The sequence below is a fragment of the Thermococcus sp. JdF3 genome (assembly GCF_012027495.1).
In the GTDB taxonomy this organism is placed as follows: domain Archaea; phylum Methanobacteriota_B; class Thermococci; order Thermococcales; family Thermococcaceae; genus Thermococcus.
Genome location: NZ_SNUK01000002.1, coordinates 308,817 through 322,079, shown reverse-complemented (window position 1 = coordinate 322,079; position 13,263 = coordinate 308,817). Strand labels below are relative to the sequence as shown.

Genomic DNA, 13,263 nt, shown 5'->3' with positions numbered 1-13,263 from the left:
TTCACTCCCTCAATACCCTCTCCACCACCGGGTCTATTATCTCATACGCGCCGTTTTCCTTCTTTATCCACCCCATCTTCTCAAGGCTCTTGAGCAGCTGACTCAGCCTCGCGTTCGTTATGGGGCCACCCTTGGCCTCCAAGTAGTCCCGTATCATTGACCAGCTGGAAAGGCCCATCGCCAGGGCCCGCAGGATCAGCGAGTACCTGGGCGAACGCCTTTCAAGCTCCCGAAGCTCCTCCCGTATCATAGCCCGGGCCTTTGCGATGGTGCTCTGCAGGGCCTCTTCAAAGTTGCCCTTCTTCCAGTAATTGAAGCCGAACTCGACCAGCCATCCGGGTATCCCGTCGAGCTCGTCAACGGCTTTTCTGATTTCTCCCCCCGGGACGTCGAGGCCGACCTCCTCGAATCCCCGCCTCAAAAAGGCCTCGGACAGCTCCCGGCTGAAGGGCTTCACCTCGACCTCTTCGTACACCCTGCCGTAGAGCGGGCTTGAGTACTCGGTTATCCCCAGAAAGTCGTGGAGCAGGCCGACCTCTGAGCCCGTGAACACGAAGGCCAGATTTGGGAGCGAGTCATACGCATACGCGATAGCCGCGAGCAGGTCCTTTCCACCCTTCGAACCGTAGAACCTGAGGTACTGGGCCTCATCAAAGGCCAGGACAACTCTTTTCCCCGTTTTTTCCCCGAGCCCGTTCAGGAATTCAAGTACGTCGATGAAGGTCATGCCCCTAGGCCTGAGCTGTATCCCCCCAAGGCTGATTCTTTCCACGCTGATGCCCCTCAGGAACCCAAAACGTCCGTTCCCGAGGATTATTCGCTGGAGCTCGTCAACCATAACCGAGGAGCTTATGCTCCCGCTTCCAGTCGCGTATAGCCTGCGGGCGTCTAGGTAGAGCCCTATCCCCTCGTACTCATTGAGGGTCGCCTTCAGGAGCGAGCTTTTGCCCACACGCCGAATTCCAATGATGAGCGTGATTGGATAATCCTCCATTCCACTCAGGATGGCTTTGAACTCCCGTCTCCTATCGAACATGTCCCCTATTCTTTCCTTTGGTCTCGGGTCGAAGAGCATAGGTATCGCCCCCGATACCAGGTATCGGTACCGGTACTTAAAAACTTCCCGGAACCCTAAAATACCTCCTGCCCCAAACATTTCCGGTGGTCTCATGCGCGGTGTTATAGTACCCCTGGTGACGCCCTTCAACGGGGACTACTCCATCGACGTTTCAGCTCTTGAGGAGCACCTTGAGTTCCTCCAGAAGGTCGGCGTCCACGGGATATTCATCAACGCGACAACGGGGGAGTTCACGAGCCTCAGCATCGAGGAGAGAAAGTTCCTGGCCGAGAGGGGCAGGGAGCTCGTCAACGCTTCCTTCTACCTCGTAGGCACGGCATCTTCCAGCACCTCAGAGGTCGTGGAGCTTACGAAGCACGCCCAGGACATAGGGGCCGATTACGCCGTCATAGCGCCCCCTTACTACTGCCCGCTGAATGATGACGCCCTCTTTGCACACTACTCGACGGTGGCCGAGAAAACGGACATCCCGATCATCCTCTACAACATCCCGTCCTGTGCCAACCGGCTCAGCGTTTCCCTAATCAAGCGCCTCGCCCTCGAGTATTCGAACATCGCCGGGGTCAAGGAGACGATTGACAGCGTCAACCACGTCCGGGACGTAATCCTTGATGTGAAGGGCGAAAGGGAGGACTTCAGGATATTCACAGGCCTCGACCAGCACTTCCTCAACACGCTTGTTCTGGGTGGGGACGGGGGGATAATGGCCTGTGCCAACTTCGCTCCGGAGGTTCACCTTGCCCTCTGGAAGGCCTTCCAGGAAAAGCGCTTTGAGGAGGCTTTCCAGCACGCGAGAAGGCTTGCGAGGCTTTCGAGGGTTTACGACATTGCCTCATCCTTCGGTTCTGCGATAAAGCTCGCCATGTCGCTCAGGGGATTCTCGATAAAGCCCGTTCTCAGGCCTCCGTACGTGATGGATGGAGACGAAGTGAAGGAGGATATAAGGAAACTCCTCACCGGGGTGACCGGGGTGTTGGACTGAGTCCGTCTCCCTCTACGAGAGTCCTGAGGTCCTCCAGGTCAAGCATCTCGTCGGTCTTATCCTCTGTTTTCCTTGCCACCAGGAGAAACCTTTTCTCTCCATTGAACCTGTCCGCTTTTCTTCTGAGGTCCTCCAGTATCCTCCTGGCTTCTTTTCCGCTCAGCTTTTTCCACTTGACCTCCACGAACAGAAGCCCCCCATCCAGCTCGGCTATGGCATCTATCTCCTCGCCCTTGTGCCACCACCGGTGAACGCTCCTCTGGCCGAAATCGATGATTCTGCGGGACAGCACCTCCCTAACGAGCCTCTCAAACATCATCCCGTAGTAGGCGTTGATGTCCCGCTCAATCCTCTCCCACACCTCCTCGACGTTTCCCAGCTCAAGGTCTGAGAGGTTGGGATAGACGTAGCGGAACCAGAAGGCGAAGAAGTTGTCCCTTATGAAGTATCTCCCCCGCTTCCTCCTGCCATAGGGCAGTTCATAACCAACGATGTCAAGCCTCTGAAGGATATCCAGGTATCTGGACAGGTGACTTCTTTCCAAGCCCGTATAGCCTGAGAGCTCGCCGAGGGTCTCGTACCCGAGGGCGAGGCCCTTGAGGACGAGCTTGTATGTTCTCGGCTCCCTGAACTCCTCCCGCAGGAGGAACTCCGGCTCCTCGTAGAGAACCTCCCCTTTGCGGAGAACGAGCTCTCTTATGGCCTCCTCCGTCGTCTTTGTCCCCACGAACTCCAGGTAGAACGGAACGCCCCCGAAGACGAGGTACGTCTTTACAAGGTCCTCAAAGTCCTTCCCCGGAAGCATCCTGGCCGCGGCTCTGATGTCAAAGGGGGAGACCTTCCACTGCCCGGTTCTTCTGCCGTAGAGCGGACTTTTGTACTCCAGGATTCTCTCCATCATCCCCACTGAGGAGCCACAGAGGATTACGAAAATTCCAGTATCCTTCAGCCCCCCATCCCAGGCCTTCTGCATCTTGCTCAAGACGCCGCTTTCGAGCATCGTAAGGTACTGGAACTCGTCAATGACGAGGGCCACCCTTTTCCTTCCAACCTCTCTGCCGAAGTTGAGGAGGAGCCTCGTGAACTCGCGGATGTCCGTGAAGTAGTCCCTGCCTGTGAAACGCGCGAGGGCCCCGCCGAGCTCCCTGATGTTTTCGGCCATCGAGTCCGCCGTGGCTAGATGATACACGCCCGGCTTCCCTTCGAGGAACCGTTTAATCAGGGCCGTTTTTCCCACGCGTCTTCTTCCGTAAAGGATTATGAGCTGAGCCCCGGGCTCGTTCCATTTTCTCTCCAGGAACTCCAGCTCGCGCTCCCTGTCAACGAACAATGAACCCACCAACATAAAATTGTGCATACAGATTATAATAATTTCGGTGCATCATTGTCAAGTGCCGTTCAGAGGAGAGGATACAATGGAGAAGGTGAGCGGCTGGAAGCTGGCGCGGAATGGAAATATTTCACCTCCGAGCCCGTAACGTGGAATAAGAAACGGGAGGGAATTTCACTGAATCTTGTACCTCAGGAACGCGGCGATTCCGCCGAAGGCCTTGTAGAACTGCTGGCCCTCCTCGGTGTCGAGGGAGATGACCTCCACCTCGGAGCCGGATTCCTCCGCCATTTTTATTAGCTCCTCCGCGACGTCCCACTTCTCGAAGCTGAGGTTCTGACTGCCGCACTTGGGGCAGTGGGTGAGCTTCTTCCTGTAAACGTGGAACTCGGACTCGCTCATGGTCTTGAGCTCTTCCCAGCCGCAGCTGTTGCACTTAACCTTAACCCTGACCCTGTCGTAGCCCTCGCTGATGAGGAGCGTATCGACGGCGCCGAGTTCAAGGGCCTTCCTGACTTCGTTCTCACCGTACGTTATCATCCCGGTGTCCTTGACGAGGTGCTTGAAGAAGTTCTGTATGAGGTGGCGCTCCTTTATGGCCTCGTGATCCCTGAGGATGTCGCTGGCCTTCTCGACGAGCTCCTTGAGGCCGTAGGCTCCACTGTAGCTGATATCAACGACGCCAATTATCTTCTTCCTGAGCTCGTGGTGGAGGTACTCTCCGTCTATGAAGTCCTCCTTGGTCGGTCCGGGGCCGCCTATGATGATGCCCCTCAGCTCGCCCTTCTCGAGGAGGGGAAGGAAGGCCTTGTTGGCGTGCTCGGCGATGCGCTTCATGAACTCGTGGGTCTCCTGCTCACGGATGCGCTCGTAACGCCTGGCAGACTGACCGCCGGCCCTCGTCTTGCCCGGGACGTTGGAGGTCAGCTCGTCTATGACGTCAATTCGCTTTCCGCGGAGGACTCCGATGGTGGCCTCGTTCTTCTCAACGGTTATGAGGCCGTAGGCGTCCTTGACGCGGAGCATCTCCTCCAGGGGCTCGGTGATGAAAGTCTGGTCGCACCGGTAGAGCCTGACCTTGAGGGGTTCGGGCGGGATTATCGCCCAGAGCTTTATGTCGCTGACGCCCTCCTGCTCGCTGACGTTTCCGACGAAGAGGGCCAGGCCGGTCTCGGGGGTCTTGCGGTAGAGCTTGAGGTGCTGCATCGCCCTCTCAAGGGCACCGAGGACGTTCTTTCGGGTTGACTTGCTCTTGATGTTCTGAGCTGTTCCATACTCCTCCCTCAGCTGCTGCATAACCTTGTTCAGGTCGTATCCAGCCGGAACGTAGAGGCTCACCAGTTCGGTGGCTCGACCTCGATAACCCTTCAGCTCCTCGACCTTCTTCTTGAGTTCATACATCTCTGCTGACTTGTGAGACATGAGCATCACTCCCCTTCAGAACGTTTTCCAGCCAGTTTTCGCTGTCTGAGAATGAAAAAGTAGGGAATTTATAAAAGTTTAGGAACGGGAAGGGAATCCGGTTAGAACCAGTAGACTATTATCAACGCTATGACGCCCAGTATTCCGCCTATGGCGACCACCAGAACGTTCAGCGCCGTCAGCGGCACGTCCGATATTCCTATCCAGTTCGTGAACCACAGGATAATCAGGCCGATTATCGCGTTGGCCACAAGGTACTTCAGCACTCCCCAGCCAACCTTGACTACCAGCAGTATGGCCAGGAGCAGGAAAAACAGGAACAGCAGCTCCTCAATCATGGTATCACCTTAAGTAGTTAAAACGAACAGGCTTATTAATCTTTCGCAACATACATGGAATGATGGGAAAAATAAATCAATTCGATTTCAGCTTATGGAAGTTTTTCAAGGGCCTCACCTCAGAGGGTATTCACTTTTTGTCGTCCTACGGGGTATCATCTTATCCTCAACGTTGAGCATCCGTTCCCAAGATTGGAGTCCCATTGCGGCCTTTCGGTAGACCGGGTCGCTAAAGTAGTAAACTCCCGACTCGTCCTTATCTACGATAAAGAGCTCATCGGTTAGGATTGTTAGCAGATGACTGAGTGCCCCTTTCGTGATTCCAGTCTCCAGCAGTTCTCTCCAAGTAGCGCCAAATGCAAGCAGTTTGATAACCGCCCTCGCCTTGGGGGTTCTGCCCTCCAGCAGATGCTCCAGCTCTTTTTGAGCTTCCCTGACCGCCACATTCAACGCGGTTCTCAAGGCTCTTTCGTGATGTCTCTCGATGTACCTCCTCACCCCGTAAAGATTCAGCCATCCCGGCAGTGTGCCGAGTCTCCGTATGGCTTCCCGTATTTCTCTCTGCCCATACGGGATTCCAAACCTTTTAAACCCCGTTTCCAGGAAATTCTCCGCGACATCCTCCGGCCACGGGGAGAGGCGTATCTCAATAGGTATCCTACCGAAAAGGGGGTCTTCATGGGTTGACTCAAACAGTCTCCTGACAACACCCGCGTAGGATCCGGTGAAGATGATCAGAAGTGAATCGTTCTCGTTGAAAATCGAGCCCAGGGCTGTTAGAAAATGGGGCACGCCCTGCTGAATGTTTTGAACCTCATCAAGAATGAGAACGGTGTCTTTTAGTGTGGAGAAAGCGTCCACCAAAGCCTGCCTTGCTGAGGTGCTCTCCTTGAGCTTAACTGCAACACCAGCTCCGAGTGCCGAAGCGGAGACCTCGGAGATATGTTTTGAGAGTTTATCCAGAGTTGACTTTGGTAAACGCCCCAGAATTTTCTCGGTGGCTCCTCTAAATGTGTCTGTATCTCTTAAATCAACAAAACGACACGGTATCCGTTTTTTGCGGCAAATACATTGGCTCCCGCCCACGTCAGACTTGTCTTTCCCACCATCCTGGGTCCCAGAACAGCAACCCAGCTTCGAGACTCAAGCGCCCTGGACAGCTTCTCAATCTCCTCCTCCCTACCGAACAGGTTGCTCGCGTCCTTTCTAGGTCTTTGATCAAAGAAATGTGCATTCTCCCCCCTCTTTCCGATATGGAGTCTTGACATGGATACCCCCTGAACCGGTTCAGGGGGTTCCTACCGATAAGTTTTTCTATTCCACACCACCGTGGATTGATGGTATCACCTAGAGCTTTTCAAGGGCCTCCCTCGCTATCTCCCCCAGCGGTACCCACTTCCTGCCCTCGAACGGAAGTATAACCTTGTCCTCGACGCCCACGAGCTCCTCGATGTAGGGCCTTGCCTCCGTCATGCCGAGCTGTCCCGCCATGAGTGCCGCGAACCCCTTGAGGTTCCGACCGCCCTCAACCACCGCCCTGATTATATCGTCACTTACCTCCGCCCGCAGCGCCCGCACCGTCTCTCCAAACCGCCTGGCGAGCTCGTAGGAGAGCACCATGGCGTTTTCCTGGACGTACGGGTTTCTGTCCCTGGTGAGCGCCACCGCCTTTGGGAACACCATCCTCAGCCGCCCCTCCAGGAGGTCGCCCCTCCGCTCGGCCACCATTCCGAGCAGCAGGAGGGCGTCCCCCCTGATTCCGGGAGAGCTTTCGTCCAGGAGTTCAATTAAACCCTCCAGGGCTTTTTTATCCTTTATAACGATTGCCAGTGCTTCGTCGAAGCGCTCCTCTTCGATGAGCTTTTTTATTTTGCCCCTCCTGGAGCCGAATGAAAAGAGTCCCATGGCTGTCACCTTAAGGGGATAGTTGCCGCAGGAACGTTAAAGGTTTTTCGTCAGAATTCAGTCCGCCCCGAGGGCGCAGATTATGACCTGACACGCGCCGGCGTTGCCGTCCATGCAGTCGTTGTAGATTTCCTCAAGTGTCTTGCCGTCCGTTGAATAATCTATAACTCCTGAGTGGGTACCGCTGTATGATGTCCCATCGACACTGCAGGTGGTTTCTCCGTTCGATTCTGAGAGGGAGACGGTTTTGGGCTTGAGGTCGTCCCACAGGTTGTTGGCGTTGAGCTGTACTACGATGTACTGCGCGTCGTTCTGGAGCTGGAGCAGGTTCACCTGCTCGCCGGTTTGAATGGTATGTGGAAGGACACCGTTGTTATAGGCGAATAGGGTTGCGAGAACGAGGACAAACATGCCGGCGAGCATGAAGAGGTACTCCAGAGATGCCTGAGCGCGCATTGAGATCACCATCCCAACAAAAGAAAAGAAAACTTCGAAGCGAGCGGCATCACTGTTTGTTCCACCAGTCCACGATAGCTTTGCATGCGGTGTATCTGTTGATGCTTAGTGAAGTGCTCTGAGTTGTGTTGGCAGTTTCGTTAAAGTATTCGAGAGTTCCACTAGTGGAGGTACCTGTACAAATCTTGTAAAGATCGTTGAATGTGGTTTCTCCTGAGATCTCATTGTATGTGTACGGTATCTTAATCTCGTCTAAGTCCTGGCCAGATGCCTGGAGTTGGGCCTTGATCGTTTCGACTTGGGCTTGAATTTGTGCCAAATCGCCCTGAGAGCTAGCATTCTGACCTGCGTTGCTCACGTACCTAACCGCAATCAGGATTATAACCAGGGCCGCCGCGATCATGAACAGGTACTCGATGGCGCCCTGACCCTTCTTCCTTCTTAGCCTGAACATTTCCGACACCTCCGGGGAGTTACTTCACCCTATTTTAGGCCCGAAAAAACTTATATAGCTTTCTGCCCAAATTTAGGGGGAGCATACTCAATATTGCGGAAACCTCAAGGGGTGGTCCCGTGGAATTGGTAAGTATCCAACACGACTCTGCGAGCGTTGAAGATTGTACAAGGAACGTCGTACTCCAGTCGGAGGAAATCCTGTCACGTCGCCAGGGCTTCATATCATCCGCGAAGATTAATCTGGCCTTTGGAGCTTTTATGAACCTTACCGTTACGATACTGATCGATCCGCATCAAGATATGGCAAAGGGGGTCATAGCCGAGCACTCAACGGGTAAGAGCCGGGCTGACGCGATAGCAAAGGCCGTTGAGAAGGTGAACCTGAAGCTCCCGCCCGGTGCGTCCGTTGTCGACTTCGAGATAGGGACGTACATCACGCCGGTCACGAGGAGAACCTACGCGGTCGCGGTTGCCGTCTACAACGCCCCCCTGGAGAGGCGGCCGCTGAACGAGTGCACCGTTGAGGAGCGCAGGCGGCTCCTGGGGCGTGTTCTTGAGGAGTTCAACTACAACCCCCGCGTCCTAAACATATCCGAAATAGCGAGGATGTTCGGGGTCTCGAGGGACTCGATATACTACGACATCGAGCAGATACTCAAGGAGAAAAAGAAGGGGCGAGTCAGCCGGTAGCGCTTATCGGGGCAGGGGTTGCGGAGAGTATGAAGAGCACCAGCGCCGCCAGCGCCAGGGCAATTCTCTTCTTCGATATTGGAGACACCTCGTCGAGGGCGCCGGGGTTGCCCACCGCACCCATCATGAGGACGAGGATTCCCCATATCAGCCATCCTACCCAGAGGAAGCTCATGCCTATGAGCACGAGCCCAACGGCCGTGGTCAGGTAGCGGTGCGTCCTCTCTCCCAGGAACGCCCTCGCTATGTGGCCCCCGTCAAGCTGGGCCGCGGGGATGAGGTTCAGGAAGGTCACCAGTATTCCGACCCACCCCGCTATGGCGACCGGATGGAGGAACACGACGCTGTTCTCGGGGAACGTCACCACGTACTTCTCAATGAACATGAAAAATAGGTTCTCGCCGAAGGTTATCCCCCCCGTTGGCGGCACCATGCTGATGGGAACTGGAACCGACAGCTTTAACCCTATTATGCTGACGGGGATGGCAACGAGAAAACCCGCTATCGGGCCGCTCACGCCGAGGTCGATGGCGGCGTCCCTCGTTGGCAGTGGGGATTTCACCCTTATCACCGCGCCCATCGTTCCGAGCATACTGGGGAACGGGATGAAGTAGGGCATCGTGGCGCGGACGCCGTGGTAGGCCGCGGCTATTTTGTGGCCCAGCTCGTGGGTTCCGAGTATCGCCATGACGCTTATTGAAAATGCCAGCGCGTTGACGTAGGGGTTTCTTATCCCGGGCAGGCCGTATTCGTCGAGGAGGGAGATGTAGCTCAGGGAGAGCCAGTATCCGGCGAGGAACGTGGTGAATATCGTCGCGATTAAGAAGACCCAGGGGAGCCAGCGGTTGTCCTCCTTGACCTCCCCGGCGGGGAAGACGTAGAGGAGAACCTTTCCCCCGCGCCTCTTGAGGGCCGCCCAGTAGCCGAGCTCCTCGAGCTCCCTCAGAACCCTTTCAAAGTCTCCCTCCAGGACGTCCCTGACCTCGAATGTGAAGACGTTGCCCTCGACCCCGCGGGGCTCGATGACGTAGAACTCACTCAGCTTCGCCACTACAGCCGGTGGAAGTGCCGCTGGATGAACGGCGTGGAGAGGAATGCGCTGGGAGACGGATGGTTCGTTCGGGGCTCCAGGGATTTCGGCGTTTTCGGCCCCGGCCTCAAAGCCCACCAGAACCATGTCGCCGCCGCACGCGGGGCAGCTTCTCTCCAGAACCGGCTCGCTGGAGTCGACGACCTCCCTGCGGCCGCACCTGATGCACTCGTAAATTCCCCTCGACATTTTTCCTCCCAGAATAAAGAGTCGAGAGGGGTTAAAAACCTACTCCCCGGGTTCGGGAACCTCCACCTCCCCGGAGTCTGCATCGACCTTAACGCGCTCCCCGCTCCTCAGCCTCGAAACATCGATGCCATCGACCATGGGGATGCCGGCTATTATTGCACCCGTCGCGACTATGGTCTCAGCTTCGCCGACGATTATGGCCTTCGGTGCCTTCCCGTTCTTTTTCAGGGCATAGATGACGTAGGAACCGACCGTCGAGCCCTTCCCGCGGGGGAACGCGAGTATCTTCCCGGCTATGCTCTGCCCCCTTATGTCGCTCTCCGCATCGGTGACGATGCCCGTTTCGGGGTCAACACCGCCGAGGAACGAAAGGGCTTTCCTGGAAACTATCAGCTCTCCTTCTGCCTTTCCCCCGACTATCTTCCTTCCCTTGAGCTTCATTCCCGCCACCTCACGGCGCCTCCCTTATCAAGTCCTCTGCATCGTCCAGCCTGACGCTGAATCCGAATGAGCGGAAGTAAAACGCGGATTTTCCACTGTTGGTGGCTATCCCCCGGTACCATCCCTTTATGGGGGAGACAACGAAGCAGACGTCCGCTATTATTCTCCCGTTGTAGCGCTCTATTATCTCCGTGTAGCCGAGGGCATCGGCCAAAGCCTTGACGGCGCCGCTTGCCGTGATGAACAGGGGTATCCTGAGGGGCCTCCCGCGCATCCTGAGGAGCTCCGCAATCTCCTTCACCTCTCCGAGGGATGCGTGGGGACAGCCGATGAGGATCATGTCTATGTCCGTCCAGTCGTCCCTGAACTCCTCCCGCATGGCCCTAATATCGGAATCTTCAACGGTTATCGTCTCAAGTTCCTCCGCTATTGCGGTGCGGTACTCTGGAGTCTCGCCCTCCACGTGGTAGAGCGCTATCGACCCGCTCGCTGCCATCGCCGCTCCCATCTCCTTGAGGAGTTCGGTTCTCTCGGGTTTTAACCCCCTGAGGTAGGGCACATCGTTGCCGAGCGTCCTGCCCAGGTGGTAGCCGAGGGCCGCGTAGTCAACGAAGGTCTCCACCTCCGCGTCAACGTTGACAATCACCGTCGCTTTCCTGTTCTCGTCCAGGTGGAGGCCGTAGTTGGGGGTCCTGCCGACTATCGCGGCGGCCAGGCTTGACGGACCGCCTTCTCTGTTCGTCCTTGCGCCCAGGATGGAGTTGGCGAAGCTGACGGCCGAGCTTTCGCTCCAGGCTATGTGGTCGCCGAACTTCGGAAGGTTCGCGCCGTAGTACGGGGTACAGGTTGAGGTGATCTCAATCCCCATCCTTCTGTAGAGCTCGAGAACTTCCCTCTGCTTTTCCATAAACTCATCGTCGCCCATGCCCGCGGGGTTGAGGGTCGTGTAGACGCTGACCTTTGCGCCGGCGTCGGCGAAGTCCCTCAGGAACTCCATCCCCGCATCGCCGATGTTCTTGTAGGAAACGCCTGCAATCTGGGCGCTCTTTATCGGAATGAGTCTCTCAGCACCGTAAATTTCTCCAAGGGCGACGAGTATCTCCATCGCCTTCTGGAGGGCGTAGCCGTACTCCCCCGCCAGAATCAGCTCCTCCTCCTTGGTCAGGTACATGACACCACCGTGGGGATTGGGGTGGGGTGGGTTATAAATCCCTCCCGTAAAATTTATAAACCCTGCACGGTTCACTAACTACGGGTCGAGCAGCGGGGTGGGGCAGCTAGGAGTGCCCGCCGGGCTCATAACCCGGAGGTCGGAAGTTCAAATCTTCCCCCCGCTACCATATTCATTTCTGTGCTTTAGTGTCTTTGTTTGTGCAGTGGTGGTTGTATGTGTGCCCGGAGGAGGGGTAAACTTTTTATTGTCGCGTGTGTTACGTTAATCGATAGTCATGAGGAAAATTAAAGATTTAGGTGTAAATGAACTTCACGAGGTTGTTGAGAGGGTAAAGTTCCTGTGTTCTATGGGATGTTCCTATGGCAAAATCGTCGATATTATAGCCGATGAGTACCAGCTCAGGCTTTCAAAGGCAACGGTGCTCCGCTGGTGCAAGGGTACTCACGACCCGTTCAACCGGATTAAACGCATCGTAACAGAGCCTTCACCGGAACTTTCCTATGTAATCGGAGTTTATCTGGGCGATGGGAGTATTCACAGGAAATCCAATGGAAGGTACCTCGTCAAGCTTAAGGTCATTGATGAAGAGTTCGCTAAGGCTTTTGCCGAGTCACTTCAACGGTTGGGAGTCAGAACAACTGTGGGTCTTGAGAGTGATTCGACCAGGGTGGATAGGTTCTATGTTGAAGGGAGCAACAAAACGTTGTTTCAGCTTTTAAGCAGCTCAAAGGAGACCCTGTTCTCCCTGTCGGAGAGGTACCCAGTGCAGTTCCTCAGGGGGTTCTTTGATAGTGAGGGATTTCCAACTGTGAATGCCGGGAAAACGTTCGATGTTAAAGTCGGGGTCGTCAACTCAGACGTTCAGGTTCTGAAATTTGCCAAGAAACTCCTTAAAGAACTGGGGATTCGTTCACGGATGGTAAAGTTATACTCTAAAGGTCACGAATTCACGATTCGAGGAGAGGTGTACACCTCAAACGTTGATATGTTCGTCCTGTGGATTTCACGCTTTGGGGATGTGGTATCTTTTTATGAAAACGTTGGTTTTACGGCAACGAGGAAATCAGAAAAACTTCGGAGAGCTATAGAGCTGAAGGAAAGTTATCCTCCAGCAGAGGCTATCAGAAGGTGGCTAATCGAATACGAGAAGCGTGGACGGGGATACGTCAAGAGGGCAAACCTTTTTAAACCTCCCATCAATTCCCAACGCGAAGGGGCGGCTGGCGGGAGCTGGCCGTCACCGGGAGGTGTATGGTATGGCAAGGATACACGCGAGAAAGAGAGGTAAGTCTGGTTCTAAGAGGCCACCGAGGACCGCTCCGCCGACCTGGGTTGAGTACACGGCGGAGGAGGTCGAGGGGCTCGTTATCAAGCTCAGGAAGGAAGGCTACAGCGCTGCCATGATAGGAACCATCCTCAGGGATCAGTACGGAATCCCGAGCGTCAAGCTCGTCACCGGCAAGAAGATAACCAAGATCCTCGAGGAGAACGGCCTCGCGCCGAGCATCCCGGAGGACCTCATGGCTCTCATCAGGAAGGCCGTCAAGCTCAGGAAGCACCTCGAGATGCACCCGAAGGACAAGCACTCAAGGCGCGGTCTCCAGCTCACCGAGAGCAAGATTAGGCGCCTCGTCAAGTACTACCGCAGGACCGGCAAGCTGCCGGCCAAGTGGCGCTACGATCCGGAGCAGGCCAAGCTCCTGGTCCGCTGA

16 protein-coding genes and 1 tRNA gene are annotated in these 13,263 nt (G+C 55.5%); 5 read left to right on the top strand and 12 right to left on the bottom strand.

The window, feature by feature from the left end; translation table 11 throughout:
• Nucleotide 1: 1 nt before the first annotated feature.
• Nucleotides 2-1,075, bottom strand: a complete 1,074-nt coding sequence (locus E3E42_RS04330; RefSeq protein ID WP_167902913.1) for an ATP-binding protein — start codon at nucleotides 1,073-1,075, stop codon at nucleotides 2-4.
• Nucleotides 1,076-1,169: 94 nt separating this feature from the next.
• Here E3E42_RS04330 and E3E42_RS04325 point away from each other — a divergent pair, with 94 nt between their 5' ends.
• A complete protein-coding gene (locus tag E3E42_RS04325) occupies nucleotides 1,170-2,060 on the top strand; it encodes a dihydrodipicolinate synthase family protein (protein ID WP_167902911.1) in 891 nt (296 codons plus the stop codon).
• Here the strand turns inward: E3E42_RS04325 and E3E42_RS04320 are convergent.
• From E3E42_RS04320 to E3E42_RS12155, 8 genes are all read right to left on the bottom strand, one after another.
• Nucleotides 2,032-3,405 (bottom strand): ATP-binding protein, encoded by a 1,374-nt coding sequence (locus E3E42_RS04320; protein ID WP_167902909.1) that lies wholly within the window; start codon nucleotides 3,403-3,405, stop codon nucleotides 2,032-2,034. The genes E3E42_RS04325 and E3E42_RS04320 overlap by 29 nt on opposite strands.
• 159 nt (nucleotides 3,406-3,564) lie before the next feature.
• Complete coding sequence (gene prf1 / locus E3E42_RS04315) at nucleotides 3,565-4,812, bottom strand: peptide chain release factor aRF-1 (protein ID WP_167902907.1); 1,248 nt, start codon at nucleotides 4,810-4,812, stop codon at nucleotides 3,565-3,567.
• A 101-nt stretch (nucleotides 4,813-4,913) separates the two neighbouring features.
• On the bottom strand, nucleotides 4,914-5,150 hold the full coding sequence (locus tag E3E42_RS04310; protein ID WP_167902905.1) for a pro-sigmaK processing inhibitor BofA family protein: 237 nt from the start codon (nucleotides 5,148-5,150) through the stop codon (nucleotides 4,914-4,916).
• Between the two features lie 114 nt (nucleotides 5,151-5,264).
• Nucleotides 5,265-6,011 (bottom strand): ATP-binding protein, encoded by a 747-nt coding sequence (locus tag E3E42_RS11855; RefSeq protein WP_206205999.1) that lies wholly within the window; start codon nucleotides 6,009-6,011, stop codon nucleotides 5,265-5,267.
• Between the two features lie 164 nt (nucleotides 6,012-6,175).
• Nucleotides 6,176-6,418 carry an ATP-binding protein gene (locus tag E3E42_RS11850; protein WP_206205998.1) on the bottom strand — a complete coding sequence of 81 codons (243 nt, stop codon included), beginning with the start codon at nucleotides 6,416-6,418 and terminating at the stop codon, nucleotides 6,176-6,178.
• Nucleotides 6,419-6,497: 79 nt separating this feature from the next.
• On the bottom strand, nucleotides 6,498-7,055 hold the full coding sequence (locus tag E3E42_RS04300; protein WP_167902903.1) for a hypothetical protein: 558 nt from the start codon (nucleotides 7,053-7,055) through the stop codon (nucleotides 6,498-6,500).
• Nucleotides 7,056-7,112: 57 nt separating this feature from the next.
• A complete protein-coding gene (locus tag E3E42_RS04295; protein WP_167902901.1) occupies nucleotides 7,113-7,511 on the bottom strand; it encodes a hypothetical protein in 399 nt (132 codons plus the stop codon).
• 49 nt (nucleotides 7,512-7,560) lie between these two features.
• The gene (locus E3E42_RS12155) at nucleotides 7,561-7,965 is read right to left on the bottom strand and encodes a class III signal peptide-containing protein (protein ID WP_167902899.1); all 405 of its coding nucleotides are present in this window, start codon (nucleotides 7,963-7,965) and stop codon (nucleotides 7,561-7,563) included.
• A gap of 119 nt (nucleotides 7,966-8,084) precedes the next feature.
• On the opposite strand from E3E42_RS12155, the gene E3E42_RS04285 reads away from it, so the two are divergent.
• Nucleotides 8,085-8,657: an IS630 transposase-related protein gene (locus tag E3E42_RS04285; RefSeq protein WP_167902897.1), complete on the top strand. Its 573-nt coding sequence runs from the start codon at nucleotides 8,085-8,087 to the stop codon at nucleotides 8,655-8,657.
• On the opposite strand, the gene E3E42_RS04280 is transcribed toward E3E42_RS04285, so the two are convergent.
• From E3E42_RS04280 to E3E42_RS04270, 3 genes are read right to left on the bottom strand one after another with little or no spacing between them, the layout of a single operon-like run.
• Nucleotides 8,647-9,936 carry a site-2 protease family protein gene (locus E3E42_RS04280; RefSeq protein WP_167902895.1) on the bottom strand — a complete coding sequence of 430 codons (1,290 nt, stop codon included), beginning with the start codon at nucleotides 9,934-9,936 and terminating at the stop codon, nucleotides 8,647-8,649. The genes E3E42_RS04285 and E3E42_RS04280 overlap by 11 nt on opposite strands.
• A 39-nt stretch (nucleotides 9,937-9,975) precedes the next feature.
• Nucleotides 9,976-10,377, bottom strand: coding sequence for a DUF126 domain-containing protein (locus E3E42_RS04275; protein ID WP_167902893.1), 402 nt, complete (start codon nucleotides 10,375-10,377; stop codon nucleotides 9,976-9,978).
• A 10-nt stretch (nucleotides 10,378-10,387) separates the two neighbouring features.
• Complete coding sequence (locus E3E42_RS04270) at nucleotides 10,388-11,548, bottom strand: aconitase X catalytic domain-containing protein (RefSeq protein ID WP_167902891.1); 1,161 nt, start codon at nucleotides 11,546-11,548, stop codon at nucleotides 10,388-10,390.
• Between the two features lie 91 nt (nucleotides 11,549-11,639).
• On the opposite strand from E3E42_RS04270, the gene E3E42_RS04265 reads away from it, so the two are divergent.
• From E3E42_RS04265 to E3E42_RS04255, 3 genes are all read left to right on the top strand, one after another.
• Nucleotides 11,640-11,717: transfer RNA gene (locus E3E42_RS04265), tRNA-Met, on the top strand.
• Between the two features lie 108 nt (nucleotides 11,718-11,825).
• On the top strand, nucleotides 11,826-12,839 hold the full coding sequence (locus tag E3E42_RS04260; protein WP_167902889.1) for an LAGLIDADG family homing endonuclease: 1,014 nt from the start codon (nucleotides 11,826-11,828) through the stop codon (nucleotides 12,837-12,839).
• Entirely contained in the window at nucleotides 12,808-13,263 is a 456-nt protein-coding gene (locus tag E3E42_RS04255; RefSeq protein WP_167902887.1) for a 30S ribosomal protein S15, read from the top strand. The genes E3E42_RS04260 and E3E42_RS04255 overlap by 32 nt, the downstream gene beginning before the upstream one ends.